Below are 16297 nucleotides of genomic sequence, written 5' to 3' on the forward strand. Positions count from 1 at the left end.
ATGCGGTTCTGGGAGCTGCCGGGGCCCGCCGGCCACGTTAACGCCGCGGTCGACGCCCTGATCTCGGAGGGGTGCGTCCTGATCGAATCTGGCGGCGATCCGAAAGGGTTCGCAACCGTGTTCGCCGCGGCCTACGAGCGGCGGGACATCGGCACTCTCACGATCGTCGACCTTGCCGACGTCCTGGGGCTTCCGCCAGCCGAAGCCCTGATGCGGCGTTTGCTGCCGCGCGAGACGCGAGTCGCGGTGGCCACCGCGCGGACCCTTTGCCAGTCCGTGGAACTGGAAGGTGAGGCGGTGGTCCTCCACGGCGCCGGCGGACACTGGCAGTCCTGGGACATTTTCATGAGGGCGTTCGCACGCGACCGGCTGCGTACCGGCAGCGTGGCGCCTCTGCGCGTTGCCGTGCTCATGGACGAACTCCCGGCCCGGCCCGGCGGGGATTATCCGGTATTGACGGCGGCCCCCCTGCTGGGGCGGATCGACACGGCGCTCTACGTGGCTCAGGCGATGCGTGGCCGCGGCCGGGGGGCGTTCGACCTCGCCCTGATCGAGGCGTTGATCATCGAGCTCACCGGATGGAACCTTCCGCTTGCCGATGCGCTGGTCCGACTGCCCGAGCACACGCTATTCGCCCCCTTCGATTGGCTGCGCGAGCAGCAAGCGGCGGCGGTGCCTATGCGGGAATGGGATGGTGCGCCCTTCCGGTGCAGCGTAGCCGCAGCAACCGCGAACGACCGGCGGACCATTGCCCGGCGGGTGTGGAAGGGGCAGTTGCACACCGTTTTTCCCTGGCTCGAGGAGGTGCGCCTGCAAGTAGTGGATGCCTATGCCAATCCGCTGCTCAGAAATCTTCCCTTGCAGACCCCCTACGGCACGACCATCACCGTGCCAGAGGATCTGGAGTTCGGCGCCATAACCCATCTTCTGCGCAACCAGCTTGACCGCCCGGTCCGCGCGATGCTGGAACGCATGGCCGAGGTCCGCAATTGCCTCGCGCACCGCGAGCCGGTGGATGGCACCAAGCTGAAGGCGGTGCAGTCGGAGTTCGAGACGTGGCGCTCAGGTACGGCGGCTGGGCGGAGCCCCGGCTCTCAGTGGCGCGCGAAAGGCGGGCGCTGACGACCTGACCGGGAAAATCCCGTTACGGCACGTCGCGACCGCACCTCCGTCACTCCGGCATCAGGTCTCTCACCAGCAGCAGGCACGGGTGCTCAGACCGGTTGCGGACCTGCACGTCCATTCTGGTCAGGATCTCGGCCTGCTGCGGAGGGAGGGCGCCGAAATCGAAGCGGGTCTGCCCGCGCGCGGACCAGGATCCGAATCCCTGATCTAGCTGTAGCCGCACGGCGCCCGCCTCCCAGCGCACGATCAGGCTTCGGTCGTGCGCAAGCTCGTGGCGTGGGCGGTATTCGGCGGCGAGCCGCACGTTGAACCCGTGCCCGGCTATGCGCATGACGGCTTCGCGGTGGGCCTGGTGGTCCCAGTCGTGTTCCACCGTACGGCCGCCGCGGCTGTCGTGATCTCCGGTGACCGGCATAGTTCGTAGAACCAGTGGCAGCGGCTCTCGCCGGCCAAGCGCCAGCGGCCGCACCGCTTCGAACAGCAGCCGCGCGGTCAGCGGGCTACGCAGATAACGGTCGGAAACCTCGACGCCGATGACCGGGCATCGGGTGTTGATCAGGTGGTGGATCTCGGGGCGGCTCGCTCCGACCAGGGTCCAGAGGCGGGTGCCAAAGTCCCGCACCGGCCCGTCCAGTTCGTGGTGGATTTCCAGCACGGTGGCGTGCAGGCCTTCAGCGACCAGCAGCCGTTCGTCCGCCACTGCTTCCGCCGTACCCGGCACAGCGGAAGCGCGGGCGAAGACCACCGGCCCGCCGGCGTCGGCGCCCCAATCCTCGTTGCCCTGCCGGATACCGGCTCCCCGGCCGGCCCACAGGGTCGTCTGCTGTCCGTCCTCCACAGCCGCCAAGAGGCAGCCGTCCCCGGCCGTCGGCAACGCGTCGGTCCGGTAGAGAAGTGCGTGCGAGCGGTCCAGTAGGCGCCGCAGCCGGATCTTCTGCCCGAAGGAGAGGGTTGCCAGCGTCTGGCCCTCAGCAACGATGCGTACCGGCCGGTGTTTGGTTCCCCACTTCTCCAACAGCGGCGCTGCCGACCACGCGTCGAAGTCCCAGCTCCGCGCCGGTCCATCGAGCCAGACCCAAAGCGCGGCGCCAGCCCACGCCTGCATGCTGCGGTCGAGCGCGTCCACCAACGTCTCGCTTTCCGCTCTGGATGCTGCGCCGAAGTACCGCAACGCCTCGGGAAGTTCCAGCCTGGGAAGGACCGCCGTACGCAGGAACGCAAGGGCTGCAATCCGGTCGAGGCGGTCGGCGTCATGCTGCGTGTCGCGGCTGAGAAGGCAGGCATGGCAGGCGCCCTGACAGGAGCGGTCGTCGCAACGCAGGATGCGCTCCGCCCCGGCCAGCAGTGTTCCGATCAGCGACGCCGCCGAGCTGGCGAAGCCGGCGCCGCCGGCTGCGTGGTCGTAAAGGAAGATGGAATAGGCCGTAGGGCCGTTCGGTGTGGGTGTCTGGACAGTATGCCAGCCCAGTTCCGCGCTCTCCACGCCCAGCGCCAGCGCCAGGGACTCGCGCAGGGCTACGGCCAGCGACGTGGCTGCGACCGGATCCGTCAGGGCGAAGAACTGCAACTCGAAGACGTCGGTGGTGATGCCGTAGCCGAGCCGGATGAACCGCTTGATGGACATGGAGTTGGCGTTGCCCTCGCAGAGGACGTGGCCCCTCCCGCGTCCACCGTGCAGCGGGGCATGGCCGACCAGTTCCTCCGGAAGCGCAGGGGCGTGGTCGGCCGGCGCGGTCTCCGCCGCGGCCCGACCGCAATGGAGGCACAGCGCGTATCCATGCTGGGCGGCCCCGCCGGTGTGATGGAAGACGTGGCCCTGCCGGGACACCCGCTGGCGGCCGACGCCGGGATCGGCCAGCGCGGTCCAGGTACCGTCCCGTGCGGAGATCCAGGGGCGCGCCGGTGCAAGATAAGTCGGCTGGGTAATGTCGGTGTGCGGCTTCGAACTGAAGTCGGTGGCGAAGCCGGCGGGCTGGAGGAACTCCATGACGCGGATATCCGTCTCCGCGCACACCCGGCACACCGCTGGCCTGGTAGGCGACGTGTCGGTGGCGCCGCAGCGCGGGCAGAACCAGGCATGGCCGATGGCCTGCTCCTCGCGCATGGTGCCGTCCGCGGCCGGACGCCGCCAATTGAGCGTGACGCCGCCGGAGCGGTAGACGAGGCCGTCGACAACCACATCCGCCCCCGGCGCGTAGTCGCGGATGGCGATGTCGAGCTGGCGTGTCGGGAAGCGACGGGTTCCGAAGCGGTTGTTCTGGCGGTCGTTCGTGTCCTCGCCCTCGTCCTCCTTGCGTTGCCGGACCATCATGTCGGATGTCAGCGTGACGAACTCGACGACGGCGGTCGGGAAGCCGTAGCCGGGCAGGAAGCCGCGCGACGCCAGTTCCCCAAGAAGGTAGGTTCCGGCGTAGCGGCGCCGGCGGATCTCGGCGGCGCGGCGGGCTGCAGTTTCGGGAGCCGTCTCTGCGACGCCGCGTTCCAGCGCCTCCCACTCCGCCAGCCACGCCGCGCGCAACGTTTCCATCGCGTCGGCCGTGGCCAACTCCAGCGCCGGGATCCCGTCAAGGGCGGTGCCATAGACCAGCGTCCGCAAGGCTTCTGACACCTCGCCCGGCAGTCCGCCGGGTGCTTCGCACCAGCGGATGAACGCTTCGACTCGGCTCGGAGCGCCATCGGCGCCGGTCGCCGCTTCCCCGGGGGCCAGGAACGACCGGCAGGTCAGGCGGGCCAAGTCGCTGCCGCCGGGATTCTCCTTCAGAAAGGCGCCGAGCAGAAGCGCGTTGACGTGCCGCTGGACGATGACCGGGCTGTTCAACGAGATGCGTGGCGCAGGGATGTCCTTGTCGAAGGCCCAGGTTGGCTGGTGGAACACCATCCAGCCCAGCGGATTGTCCTTGCAGAAGGTGAGGCCAAGGGCCAGCGCTTGGCCGCCACGCCCGGCGCGTCCCATCCGTTGGCGGTAGTTGGCCGGCGCTGGCGGCACATTGGTATTGACGACCGCCGACAGGCTGCCGATGTCGACGCCCATTTCCATGGTGGTGGAACAGCTCAAGACGTTGATCTCGGCGCGGCGGAAGCCCTTCTCGTAGCGCTGCAGGCGCAGGCTCGGCTGCTGTGCCGAATGCTCGGCGGTCCGGATATAGGGCATGCGCAGGGCGACCCGGTCATGCAGGTCGGTCCACACGCCGCTGTCGCGCAGCGACTGGACGAGCGGGTCGCGGCTCAGCCATTCGGTCACGCGTGCCTCAGGGACCTCCTCGCCATTCTGGCGGCGCCAGGGGAAAGGAAGGGCCGGCAGCGCGATGGGCCGGCAGCGGTCGGGCTGCGGCGTGCGGCTGAGCGGCCGATAGGGGGTGATGCCGGCAAACGCGTGGTCGAGCACGCGTTCGGTTACCGGGCACAGCCATCCGTGGTGCAGCGGCGCGATCTCAGCCCGCCGCAGGTCGAGCATGAAGCCAGGCTGGCTTGGATCCGCCAGCCTGCACAGCGTTCGCCAAGCCTGCGCCAGCACCTCGTTCATGCGGTCGCGCTGCTCGGGTGAGTCAGGGTCGAGGCCGAGGCCGAGCGCCAGCAACAGGGCCGCCCGCGGCAGCCGGCCGGCTCCGCTGATGCACGGCCATGCCATTTCCCGCCGTTCGCGCGCCGGATCGCCGTCCGGACTGAGGTAACAGCGCAGCCGTACCTGCAAGCCCATCCAGCGCAGCCGCTCACCGTCGACGGACACCGCCATATTGGCGCGTACGGAGTGGGTGAGCACCGTGTAGAGGAACGCCTTCCAATCCGCGAGGCCGAACCCCCGCTCGACCAGGAGCGTCGGAACCGACCGTTCCTCCAGTCCCTCGATCTCGGGGAAACGCAACGTGACCAGCCCCATGGTTTCGGCACTGTTCTGGAGACGTGGCCGCCGCAGGAACTCTCGGTAGAGCTGGTAGTCCGCGAGTTCATGGGGCGTCATGAAAGTGCGGTCCCGCCAGCCCCACACCTCGCACATCCAACGGCCGAGGTCGTCCTGGCCGGCGAGCCGGCTGACCGCCTCACGCCACGGCACCGCCGCGCCGGCGGCGCTCTGGAGATCCGCCAGCTCCTGCTGCTTCGCCGCGTAGTGGTCGGGGATCTGGTCCTTGACGGGCTCGAGTTGGGCCAGATCTCGCTCGGCCTTGGCGATCGCCGCCAACCTCTGGGGATCGTTCGCCGCGGCGTGCGCCATATGGTAGAGCGCGCTGCGTACAAAGCTGCGCTCTGCATCCTGCTGCAGCTTCGCGGCGAAGCGCGCGGTCCCCTGCCGGCTGTCGGTGAAGGTGATGAGCTGGCGCCCCTCGGCGGGCAGGCTGGCACCACGCGTCGGCGTGAAGTCCAGAATATGCGGGACGGCATTTGCCAGTAGAAAAGGCGCGCCCATCCGGGCCGGACGCAGTTGCCCGCCCACTTCCTCGGGGTGGCCGCCGCAGCTGGGACAGCCGAGGTGGCGATAGGCGCGCACCCGAACAGCCGCCACGTCCGGCGTGTCGAGTTCCCGGTGCGCCGTTCGGTCGATCGCCATGCCGAAGACATGACCGTCGACCGCCAAGCGGCCGACCACCAGCGTCTTGCGCAGGTGCGCCCCGCTGGAAGGAGGGCCGCCGCCGTCCTCGTCCTCCACGGACGGAGGTTCCGCGTCCTGGGAGAACTCGTCCTCGTCACCCTCCTCGATCCAGCGCCGAAGATGCCCATCGTCGTCCAGGCCGCCTAGAAGCGACGGCACCCCGCAGTCCTGGCAGGCGACGATCTCCAGAACCGGCGCTCCACAATGGATGCAGCGGTCAATCTCCTCCACGAAGACCGCGCCGTGAGCCCAATCCGCGCTGTCCAGCGCGGTGCCCTGGCGGCCGGGACATTGCGGGTCGATACAGGCCCAGAAGCCGGGCTGGGCGCGATGGAACAGGTGAAGGCGCAGTGGCAGGAAGCGGTCCTTTCCCTGGTGGGCCCGCGTGGCTTGCTCCAGAAGAGCCACGGCGCGCGTACGCTCGCCGCCACCGCGGGGATCGCCGTCCGGCATCAGGGCTTCGGTGACGGTGGTCAGGGTCATCGTCTGGCCTTGCGCGAAGCGGGTGCGCAGGTCCGCCATGGGGCGGCTGTCGGCGAGACGGGCGTACGCGAGCGGAGGTTCCATGGTGGCCAGCCCGCCGGAATCGGGCAGCGCGTCGGTGGACGGCGCGTCCGACAGGGGAGACACGGCGCGCTCACCGACCACGACATGGACCTGTTCCGGGCTGACGCCGGCCAATCCGGCGAGGAACTCGGCCAGCTGATCTCGGGCTTCCTTCCCCTCACCGATGGTGGCGGACGTGGCGACGAAGCGGACATGGCCGGGCTCGACGGCGAAGGCATGCATCACCCGGCGCAGCAACAGAGCGAGTTCGGCCGCCTGCGAGCCGACGTAACTGTGAGCCTCGTCAAGCACGATCCACCGCAGCTGGCCGCGGGAGCGTGCGATGATCGGCGCGTCCTCGCTGCGGATCAGCATGTATTCCAGCATGGTGATGTTGGTCACCAGGATGGGCGGCGGGTCGGCGCGCAGTTCCTTGCGATCCGGAGTCTGATATGGGCGCTGCGCCCGCTCGGTGTTGCGCGTCTCCTTGGGCGTTTCGCCGTTGTAGAGGCAAAAGCGGATGTCGCCGCCGAACGGCGCCGTCCAGTCGGTCAGACGGTCACGCTGACTGTTGATCAGGGCGTTCAGGGGGTAGAGCATTATGGCCCGCACCCCGGTCAGCCGCCCCGCCGCCCGGCTTTCGCGAGCCAGATCGTCCAGCATGGGCACGAGGAAGCATTCCGTCTTGCCCGAACCGGTTCCGCTGCTGACCAGGACCGAGCGCGGCGGATCCGACAGCAGCGTGCGCCAGGCATCGAACTGGTGGCGGTGCGGACGCCAGTCCCGTGCGAAGCGGTAGCGGTTGCGATCCTCCTCCAGCGGCACGGGCGTGTGTTGGTCCAGAGCGTCGACCAGCCGCGGGTCCAGCAGGGTTCCCGCCAGTTCGGCCATGGTCGCATCGGCCGGCTGCCAGCCGAACGCTGGTTCGAACACCGGGTCGGCGAGGAACGAGCCGGGATGGCCGGGCGGCACTGCCAGAACGCTGCGCAGATACGCGCGCAATGGCTCGGAGCGGAGCCCCGCCCGGCTGATGACCGAAAAGGCCGAACGCTCGGCGAGCGTCTCAAGGAAGCTGGGAAGCGACAGCGGCATGGATCAGACCTCGAACGAGTGCGGCGGCTGGCTGAGCAGGGCAAGGGCGCGGGGATAGGCGGACTCGAACCACGCGGGATCGAAGTCACGGCAGAACTGCAGGGCATGGCGGACGTCGGGCGCAACCGCCACCCCGGTCCAGGCGATGATGGCCGCCGCAAAGGGAGCGTCGAGGAAGGATCGGGGCGCCGGGTGCTCGTCGGCGAACACCGCCGGCAGCGGAACCTTCAGCCGCTCCGCCCTGAAGTCCAGCGCATGGGGCCAGTGCGGCTCGTCGCGATGCGCCTCCAGCAGCAGGCGTCGCGCCTCCACGAGTCCATCCCGCACCGACGCGCGCACGGGCGCGAGGGCATACTGCGCTGCCCCCGGCTCGCCAGGTGCCGACAGCCCCAGCGCGCCGCGGACGAGCGTGCACGTCATCTCCAGTGCCCCGTTGGTGTCGGCGATACGCCGCAACGTGTCCAGGATGCTGCGATCGGCTAGCGGCCGGGCTCCGTCGCCCAGGCCCCGCTCGGCGAAGTCCCGGGCCCGCGCGTCTCGTACGGCGACGAAGGCATCGCAGAGGGTCGCGATGGGAAGCAGCGCCCAGGTGAAGGGCAGCTCCGATTCCATGCGCAGGACCGCATCCACCTCGGCGCCGCCGGACAGCGCCAGCCCCATGGCTAGAGCGGCCGGTTCCCCGGCTATCAGGTCGAACAGGTCCAGAGTACTGAGCGGCAAGTTGTCCTGCAAGGCCCGGCGGATCCCGGCCAGTTCGGGCCAGTCCGGGTCCAGCGGATCGCGTGCCATCGCCTGCAGCCGGCTCCACAGCGCCGCCCGGCGCTCGTGGTGGTCGGCCATGGCGATGCAGGTGCGCAAACGGGAAGCGACTTCCCCTTCACCGTCGTCCGCCGGCCCTGCCACCGTCCGCATGATCGGCCGTACACGGTGGCGCCGTTCAATGCGGCCGTAGATCAGCCAGCATCCAGGAGCGATATCCTCTGCGCGGAAAGCCCAGGAAGGCTGCGCCTCGGCCGAGGGCGCGGGTGGCAGCACCGTCTCCGGCCCAGCCAAGTCCGTCAGCGGCTTGCACACCACCTCCAACCCGTCTACCGGAAGCGGCTGGTTCACCTTCATGCCGAGGACGCGCTCTCCCTCGTTGGCCCCCTCCGCCACCGACAGGGCGACGTCGAAGCGGCGGATGCGCAGGGACCGCTCCGGCCCGCTTCCCGTAACGGTGAGGACGACGCAATCGTCGATGGCACCGTCCGATGCGAGGAGGCGGGCGAAGCCGTCGCGCAGCGTGCTCAGCGGCAGTTCCCGCGTGAACCTACTGTGTAGCTTTGCCTGCCGGAGATCATGGCCCCGCGTCGCGAGATAGCCGAAGAGCTGGCCCTGCCCATGCAGGCTGCCGCTGACCCGCGCACGTACGCCATACAGCATGTCCAGCGCGACCGTCGCGTTGTGCGGCAGCCAATGACCATCCGGTCCGATGAAGCCGCTGCCGCGGGCCGGGAAAGGCAAGGTCATCGGCACGGGACCACCGCCGTATCCCGGCAGCCCATCGCCGTCGATAAGTACATCGAGATCAGCGGGTGGGGCCGTCGGGCAGTCGATGCGCACGCATGCGCCGTCGGCCTCGGCTAAGATGTCGGTCGTGGTGCCCTTGGGCAGGCCCGCCTGGTCAAGGAGGATCCGCGCGCCCTGAAAGCCGCGGAAGGTTAGGGTGCCGGCCGCCGCGGCGGTCCCGGTGATCAGGAGTTCCGCGCCGGCCGGGAGCACGGCCACCCGTGTGTGATCGATGACGCCGCCGTCGCGCACCAGGGCGATCTCGATCAGCCCGCGTGGCCAGCCGGTCGCCGGCAGCTGTGCCCATGCGCTTCCCGGCATGGCCTTGCGCCAGAGCAGTTCGCCGGGGCGGGGGCGTCCGATCCGGCCGTCCGCGGTCATTTCGATGACCGTCCCGTCGCCAAGCACAGCACCGACGCCATCGAGTTGCCAACCCGGCGGCCGGCCCCGCACGAGGATTCGGCTGGCGGCCTCGTCCGCGGCGCCTGTCCTCAGCAGCACTGGCAGCGCCTGGCCGGGCCGGCTGCACCGTACGGCGCCGCTCACCCGGTAGAGCGCCGCTCCGTCGGCAAGTCGCCCAACAGACTCGACTGTCCCGCCGCCGTCGGCCACCGGTGCCCCGGCATCGACCGGGCAGGCCACGTAGAGGCTCGGTCGGCGGGTCCGCACGCTGCCGCAGCCAATGAAGGTAAGACCATCGGGCGTCGTTCCGGCATCGTCCTGGGAGTCGGCCTCGAACACCCAGGGCCCTTGGGCGGCAGCCTCTCCGCCTGGCAGCGCACAACGGCCGACCTCCACGCCATTGACGGTCACAGTCGCCTCGATGGGGTCAGTCAGTGGCAGGGGAACCTCGCCGTCCGCCCCGGACAGAGGCTCGATGGTCCAGAAACGGCCGGCAGCGGAAGGCTGGGGAAGCCGCACGACGGCGAGCGGGGCGGACAGACGCCGCTCCAGCACACCAGCCGGCATCAGCCGCGCTCGCACGGCACCCGTCGCGGCCAAGCGCGCCCGGATCTCTTCCGGAAAGCACTCCGACGCGACATCGCCGGCCACGTCCAGCACGACGGATGGCCACCACGCGTCTCCTCGGAGCCGCAGCAGGCGATGGCAGAGCATGGTCAGCACCCGGGTCCGGTCGCGGGCCATCCGGACGGTTTCCTCGACGAGGCCGGCAAGCAGCCGCTTCGCCGCTTCGTCGTCGACGGTCAGGGGCAGCGAATCGCGCCACCGCGGGCAGTGCCCGTCCAGCCACTCGACGGCATCCTTGGGCGCGACGGAGGCCGGCAGCAGGTCGCGATAGCCGAGGAACCGGCCGAGCATGTCGGCGACCAGCGAGAACAGTTCCTCGTTGCGCAAACTGGCGGGCAGCATGGCGGCATGGCGGGCCGCGATACGCTCCGCGGCCTCGCCGTCGGCGCCAAAGCGCGAGAGGTCGGACAGCACGCGGTTGAGATATGTGGTCAGGTGATTGCCATCCCCCTGCAGAAGGTGCAGCGGAAACCCACCCTCCAGCACAAGGCTCAGCAGGAAAAGCCGTCCGGCGCCGCCGCGGCGCAGCGGGCGTTGCCAAAATTGCAGACCGTCGCCCGCCAGGGCCTGGATGCGCCCGTAGTCGTTGGGCATGCCGATGCGATCGCAGAGGAACTGCCACCGCCAGGGGCCGCCTGCATACTCCCACTTCCACAGTTCGGCGCCAGCCAAGCAGAACAGGGCTGCCACATGCCGTCCATCGGCGCCCGGCCCGACCGCCATGGCCGGCTTCAGCAATGCCAGGAGTTGATCCAGTTCGGCTCGGGTACAACGGTATGCGAATAAAGGTCGCCGGTCCGGTGCTCCCAATTTCCGAGATTGCAGGAAGTTATAAGTGATCCAGCGCATGGCAAGGAAATCATGGGTAGCGACTGAAATGGTCATGCTTTGTCTCGATACCCTTGAGGATCTTGGTCATGCCATGACGGGAGTGATTCTAAATTTGACTTCGTTTTTTTGTGCAGCGTAACACGCGATCGTGAAAACCATTTTGATGTACGGTGCTATAAAGGATTGTCTTATTTTGGCTGATTTTTTTGACATCGTCAACTCCAGGTGGGTTCCTTGTTGTCCGCGCATGCTTTTTCGAGAGCTGCCAGAGATTGGTCTGCCGAGCGGCTCTTGCGGGCATTCAAGGCTTGGTTTCCGGTTCACATACCTTTCGACGCGGGTCCACCGCCGAGCACACTTGGGCTGGTGATACCTGGAGCGTTGCGCTGAAGCAGACCACAGGTGTGTGTCTTCAACGATACCATCCGAGCTGGGATGAAAGTCATTGCGCCTTGCCGGGATCAGATCGCTACGGGCGGTAGCGTCAATTCTCGGTGGTTGCGTGCCCCCGCAACCAATTCAACAAAAGGCCCGCTGAGCTTACGCTCAGCGGGCCTTTTGCTGTTGCGGGATCCTTTCTCCCCCATCGCGGCGTCCGGGCGCAAACGCATTGCATGGTTTCAGATGAAACGATATGGTTGGCCCAACCGATCAATGACGGCTGTGCCACCCGGAGGGTTGGGGGCATCGGCCGCGCCTGTGGAGAAACCGGATGTCCAAGAATTTCGCCTCGCACGCCGACCTGGATGAGAAGACCGTCAGTTTCGACAAGCTGTCGGACAACGCCTATGCCTACACGGCTGAGGGCGATCCCAACACCGGCATCGTCATCGGCGACGATGCGGTGATGGTGATCGACACCCAGGCGACGCCGGTGATGGCGCAGGACGTCATCCGCCGCATCCGCGAGGTCACCGACAAGCCGATCCGCCATGTCGTGCTGTCGCATTACCATGCGGTGCGCGTTCTGGGCGCGTCGGGCTATGCGCCGGAGCAGATCATCGCCAGCGAGGACACCCGCGACCTGATCGTCGAGCGCGGCGAGGCCGACATGGCGAGCGAGATCGGCCGTTTCCCCCGTCTGTTCCGCGCCGTCGAATCGGTGCCCGGCCTCACTTGGCCGACCATCACCTTCAGCGGCAAGATGACGATGTGGCTGGGCTCGCTGGAGGTGCAGTTGCTGCAACTCGGCCGTGGCCACAGCAAGGGCGACACTGTGGTGTGGCTGCCGCAGCAGAAGATCCTGTTCTCCGGCGACCTCGTCGAATATGGCGCCACCCCCTATTGCGGTGACGCCTATTTCACCAACTGGCCGGCGACGCTCGACGCCATCGCCGCGCTGAAGCCGGAGAAGCTGGTGCCCGGCCGCGGCGCCGCCCTGACCACGGCGGAGCAGGTGCAGGAAGGGCTGCGCGGCACCCGCGCCTTCACCAGCGAGCTGTTCGAACTGGTCAAGCAGGGTGTTGCCGAGAGCAAGGACCTGCGGGCCATCTACAAGGACACCTACGCTGCGCTGAAGCCGAAGTTCGGCCATTGGGTGATCTTCGACCACTGCATGCCCTTCAACGTCACCCGCGCCTATGACGAGGCGACCGGCCACACCGATCCCCGCATCTGGACCGCCGAGCGCGACATGGAGATGTGGCGCCAACTGGAGGGCTGACGCCACCGATCCCGGTCAGGAAGCCAAGGGGCAGTCAGCAACGGTCAGGCGGACATGACGCTTGCGGCCGGCCGACAGCACGACCGGTGTGGCGAGCATCGCCGCCTCGTCGGTCACCGGCTGACCGTCCACACGGGCGCCGCCGTCGCGGATCAGGCGGCGCGCCGCGCCCTTGGAGGCCGACAGGCCGGCCGCCACCAGCGCATCGATCAGCGGCACGCCGCCTGTCCCACCCGGCAACGCGACCTCCGGCAGACCGTCGCCGTCGGGGGCGAAGGGGCTACCGGCGGCGGCTGCCGCCCGGTCCGCCTCCACGGCGCCATGGCACAGGCGGGTGGCCTCCGTCGCCAGGATGATCTTCGCCTCGTTGATCTCGGCGCCGTTCAGGCGCTCCAGCCGGGTGATCTCGTCCAGCGGCAGTTCGGTGAACAGACGCAGGAAGCGGCCGACATCGGCATCCTCGGTGTTGCGCCAGAACTGCCAGAAGTCGAAGGGCCTCAGCGCATCGGCGTTCAGCCACACCGCGCCGCCGGCGGTCTTGCCCATCTTGGTGCCCGATGCGGTGGTCAGCAGCGGCGTGGTCAGGCCGAACAGCTCGCGCCGCTCCACCCGGCGGGCCAGCTCGATGCCGTTGACGATGTTGCCCCACTGGTCCGATCCGCCCATCTGCAGCACACAGCCGTGGCGCCGCGACAACTCCAGGAAATCATAGGCCTGGAGGATCATGTAGTTGAATTCCAGGAAGGTCAGCGGCTGTTCGCGCTCCATCCGCTGGCGCACCGACTCGAAGCTCAGCATGCGGTTGATGGTGAAATGGCGGCCGACGTCGCGCAGGAAGGGAACGTAATCCAGCCCGTCCAGCCAGTCGGCGTTGTCCACCATGATGGCGTCGGCCGGACCGTCGCCGAACGTCAAATACTGGCCGAACACGCTGCGCAGCCCGGCGGCATTGGCGGCGATCCGGGCGTCGTCCAGCATCGGGCGCGTGGTGTCGCGGAAGCTGGGATCGCCGATCCGGGTGGTGCCGCCGCCGATCAGCACGATGGGGCGGTTGCCGGTGCGCTGGAGCCAGCGCAGCGCCATGATCGACAGCAGATGTCCGACATGCAGGCTGGCCGCCGTGGCGTCGAAGCCGACATAGGCGGTCAGCACCCCGTCCGGCGCCGCGGCGGCGAGGCCCGACAGGTCGTCGGCCAGATCGCTGCATTGGTGGAGGAAGCCGCGGTCGCGCAGGATGCGCAGGAAGTCTGCTGCGGGTGATTGGGCGGCATTGGAATTGGTCGGCATCGGGACGTCTCTACGGTTGGCCGGGCCATCCGGAGACTGTCTCTGTCGCGTGAGAGAACCATGGCCGCCGGACTTGCGACGGCATGGTTTCGGGTATGACCGATCGACGCCGCGCTATGCGAGCGGCGGATAATACATCGGGGCAGTGAGGGCGATGCGGTCGGTCATGGCGCTGTCCCTACACCCGTATGCCGGAAAGATCCACCCCGAATCCCTCACTTCCGCCCGAGCATCTGGCGGCGGGCCAGCGCGCGGTGCAACTGCATGCGCTGGGATACGCTGCGCAGGCGGGGGCTGCGGGCGCCGGGGGCGAACAGCCCGTCCAGATTCCGGCCGAACATCTCCCAGCTGCGCAGCGGCCCGGTGTCGATGTGCAGGAAATGCGAGCGCGGATACCAGCCGACGCCGCCGCGCTTGAGATCCAGCGCGCTGCGATGCGCGTCGGGCAGGCGTGACGACAGGGTGACGTCCAGGGCGCGGCCGAGCAGATGCTGGCTGTGTTCCGCCACCCCCAGGCTGCGGGCGGCCAGCATGGCGTTGGTTTCCGGCGTGCGGAAGGCCGACAGGATGGTCGCCTTGGACTGGCCCACCGCCTCAAGGATGTCGGCCAGGAAGTCGAGCGTGCCGACGTCGACCGGTCCTTCCTTGTTGGCGTGGTGGTCGCGCAGGAACTTGGCGAGATCGGCCATCGCATCGGGCAGCGGGCCGGAGGCGTCGCGATAGGGGCCGTCGAAGCTTTCGCCGGTGTTCTGGTTCCTCAGGCTGAGACGGCGCGGCGCGGCGGGGGCGGCCAGCGCGCGGTCGGACATCAGAACCAGCGCGCCGCACCCGATCAACAGGCTGCGGCGCTTCAAGGATAAGGGCGAAGAGGACATGCGGTCGGTCGATTCCTTCGGCGGGGCACCGTCAGGTCAACAAAATGGCGACCGATTCGCAAATGCAAAGTGGCGGCGCATGGCGCGGCTGCATGGCAGGCAGGTGAGTCGGGCCATCACAACAGGCGTTGCGCCTTGAAGCTGGTGTGCCGGCCGCCCTTGCCGATCACCAGATGGTCGTGGACGACGAGACCGACGGCGTTGCCTGCGCGAACGATCTCCTTGGTCATCTCGACGTCGGCGCGGCTGGGGGTGGGGTCGCCGGAGGGGTGGTTGTGCACCAGGATCACGGCGGCGGCCGACAACTCCAGCGCCCGCTTCACCACCTCGCGCGGGTAGACGGGGGTGTGGTCGATGGTGCCGCGCTGCTGCACCTCGTCGGCGATCAGCTTGTTCTTGCGGTCGAGGAACAGCAGGCGGAACTGTTCCGTCGGTTCATGCGCCATGGCGGCGGCGCAATAGTCGATCAGCGCCTGCCAGGAGGCGAGCACCGGCCGGTCGATCACCCGCTGCTGCAGCGCGCGCAGGGCCGCCGCCCCGACGATGCGTACGGTGGCGACGGCGTTGTCGGTGCCGAGCGACACGCCCTCCGCCTTCAGGCCGCGCAGCCGTTCGGGCGGGGCATTGACCACCCCCCACAGGTCGCCGAAGGTCCGGATCAGCAGCTTGGCGAGCGGTTTCACGTCGCGCCGCGGGCTGGCGGCGAACAGCACCATCTCCAGCAGCTCGTAATCCTCCAGCGCGTCGGCGCCGCGGTCGAGGAAGCGGCGGCGCAGGCGGTTGCGGTGGTCGAGGTAATGGGGATCGCCTTCCTCCGCCCCGTCCTCCCGTCCGCCGTCCTCCGGCAGGGCGTCGGCGGCGTCGGATGTCGCGTCGGTCGGGGATGACAGCAGGTCTGGGAAGGGCAGGAGGCCGGCGCTCCCGCCGGCGTCGTCCATCTGCGCACCACCGTCCTCGCCCGCGGTTCCGCGGGCCTTCCGGCCGCCCCCACCCGAAGCCTGTCCTGCCGTCCTGCGTCCTGCCATCGGTCATCGCCATGCATCTGTATGGAGACGACTATAGCGTCTGACCGCGCGAGCGCACAGGGGTCGTGCTCGCGCGGGTGGAGAAAGCCTTTGGTCGGCCCCGGCCCCGGCTCAGTCGGCAAGGCCCGGTTGTTCGTTGCCTCGGCCGGGCAGCATGCGGGCCAGGACGCCGTCGCGGCGGACGAAGTGGTGCCACAGTGCCGCCGCCGCATGAACCGCGGCGAGCGCCAGGATCAGGTTGGCGCCAAGCTCGTGGATCTCCTTCACCGAGCGGCCGAGCGTGCGGTCGGTCTCGACCGGGGAGGGGATGGTGAACAGGCCGAAGAAGGACAGCGTGTCGCCGCGCAGCCAGGTCAGCACCACCCCGACCAGCGGGATGCCCAGCATCAGGAGGTAGAGCCCGAGATGGACGGCCTGGGAGGCGCCGCGTTCGACCGGCGTCATCTCCGCCGGCAGGGCGGGCGTGCCGCGGGTGAAGCGCAGCCCGATCCGCGCCAGCACCAGCCCCAGCAGCAGCAGGCCGAAGGAGATGTGCAGCCACCAGATCGTGGCGCGCATCGGATCCCCGCGTTCATAGAAATCCTCGCCGAAGGTCAGCAGATAGACGCCGACGATCAGAAGGGCGATCAGCCAGTGCAGGGTTTTCTGGATTGCGCTGTAGCTGTTGGGCATCGGACGGACTCCGGTGGAA

Annotated in this window: 8 protein-coding genes; 2 read left to right on the forward strand and 6 right to left on the reverse strand. The window is 68.6% G+C overall.

The features are described from left to right. Complete coding sequence (locus PWS46_RS01570; RefSeq protein WP_434617156.1) at positions 1-1122, forward strand: hypothetical protein; 1122 nt, start codon at positions 1-3, stop codon at positions 1120-1122. 49 nt (positions 1123-1171) lie between these two features. Here PWS46_RS01570 and PWS46_RS01575 read toward each other — a convergent pair whose 3' ends face one another. Together PWS46_RS01575 and PWS46_RS01580 are read right to left on the reverse strand one after the other, a co-directional pair. After that, a complete protein-coding gene (locus tag PWS46_RS01575; RefSeq protein ID WP_434617158.1) occupies positions 1172-7348 on the reverse strand; it encodes a DEAD/DEAH box helicase in 6177 nt (2058 codons plus the stop codon). Positions 7349-7351: 3 nt separating this feature from the next. Then, positions 7352-10810: an STY4851/ECs_5259 family protein gene (locus PWS46_RS01580; RefSeq protein WP_434617161.1), complete on the reverse strand. Its 3459-nt coding sequence runs from the start codon at positions 10808-10810 to the stop codon at positions 7352-7354. A 658-nt stretch (positions 10811-11468) separates the two neighbouring features. Here PWS46_RS01580 and PWS46_RS01585 point away from each other — a divergent pair. Continuing rightward, positions 11469-12419, forward strand: coding sequence for an MBL fold metallo-hydrolase (locus PWS46_RS01585; protein WP_434617163.1), 951 nt, complete (start codon positions 11469-11471; stop codon positions 12417-12419). A 15-nt stretch (positions 12420-12434) separates the two neighbouring features. Here the strand turns inward: PWS46_RS01585 and tyrS are convergent, their stop codons facing one another. The 4 genes from tyrS to PWS46_RS01605 form a co-directional block, all read right to left on the reverse strand. After that, positions 12435-13706, reverse strand: coding sequence for a tyrosine--tRNA ligase (gene tyrS / locus PWS46_RS01590; protein ID WP_434617166.1), 1272 nt, complete (start codon positions 13704-13706; stop codon positions 12435-12437). 215 nt (positions 13707-13921) lie between these two features. Beyond that, positions 13922-14581 (reverse strand): YcbK family protein, encoded by a 660-nt coding sequence (locus PWS46_RS01595; protein WP_434617169.1) that lies wholly within the window; start codon positions 14579-14581, stop codon positions 13922-13924. Positions 14582-14697: 116 nt separating this feature from the next. Next, complete coding sequence (radC, locus tag PWS46_RS01600; RefSeq protein WP_434617172.1) at positions 14698-15519, reverse strand: RadC family protein; 822 nt, start codon at positions 15517-15519, stop codon at positions 14698-14700. Between the two features lie 198 nt (positions 15520-15717). Next, complete coding sequence (locus PWS46_RS01605; protein ID WP_434617175.1) at positions 15718-16278, reverse strand: cytochrome b; 561 nt, start codon at positions 16276-16278, stop codon at positions 15718-15720. Between the last annotated feature and the right edge of the window lie 19 nt (positions 16279-16297).

This window comes from Azospirillum sp. B2RO_4, assembly GCF_051124815.1.
Taxonomy (GTDB): Bacteria; Pseudomonadota; Alphaproteobacteria; order Azospirillales; family Azospirillaceae; genus Azospirillum.

What these genes read in the sequence shown, in the direction of transcription:
- PWS46_RS01570 (WP_434617156.1), top strand. Translation starts at nt 1, where the DNA reads ATGCGGTTCTGGGAGCTGCCGGGGCCCGCCGGCCACGTTAACGCCGCG.
- PWS46_RS01575 (WP_434617158.1), bottom strand. Translation starts at nt 7,348, where the DNA reads ATGCCGCTGTCGCTTCCCAGCTTCCTTGAGACGCTCGCCGAGCGTTCG.
- PWS46_RS01580 (WP_434617161.1), bottom strand. Translation starts at nt 10,810, where the DNA reads ATGACCATTTCAGTCGCTACCCATGATTTCCTTGCCATGCGCTGGATC.
- PWS46_RS01585 (WP_434617163.1), top strand. Translation starts at nt 11,469, where the DNA reads ATGTCCAAGAATTTCGCCTCGCACGCCGACCTGGATGAGAAGACCGTC.
- tyrS (WP_434617166.1), bottom strand. Translation starts at nt 13,706, where the DNA reads ATGCCGACCAATTCCAATGCCGCCCAATCACCCGCAGCAGACTTCCTG.
- PWS46_RS01595 (WP_434617169.1), bottom strand. Translation starts at nt 14,581, where the DNA reads ATGTCCTCTTCGCCCTTATCCTTGAAGCGCCGCAGCCTGTTGATCGGG.
- radC (WP_434617172.1), bottom strand. Translation starts at nt 15,519, where the DNA reads ATGGACGACGCCGGCGGGAGCGCCGGCCTCCTGCCCTTCCCAGACCTG.
- PWS46_RS01605 (WP_434617175.1), bottom strand. Translation starts at nt 16,278, where the DNA reads ATGCCCAACAGCTACAGCGCAATCCAGAAAACCCTGCACTGGCTGATC.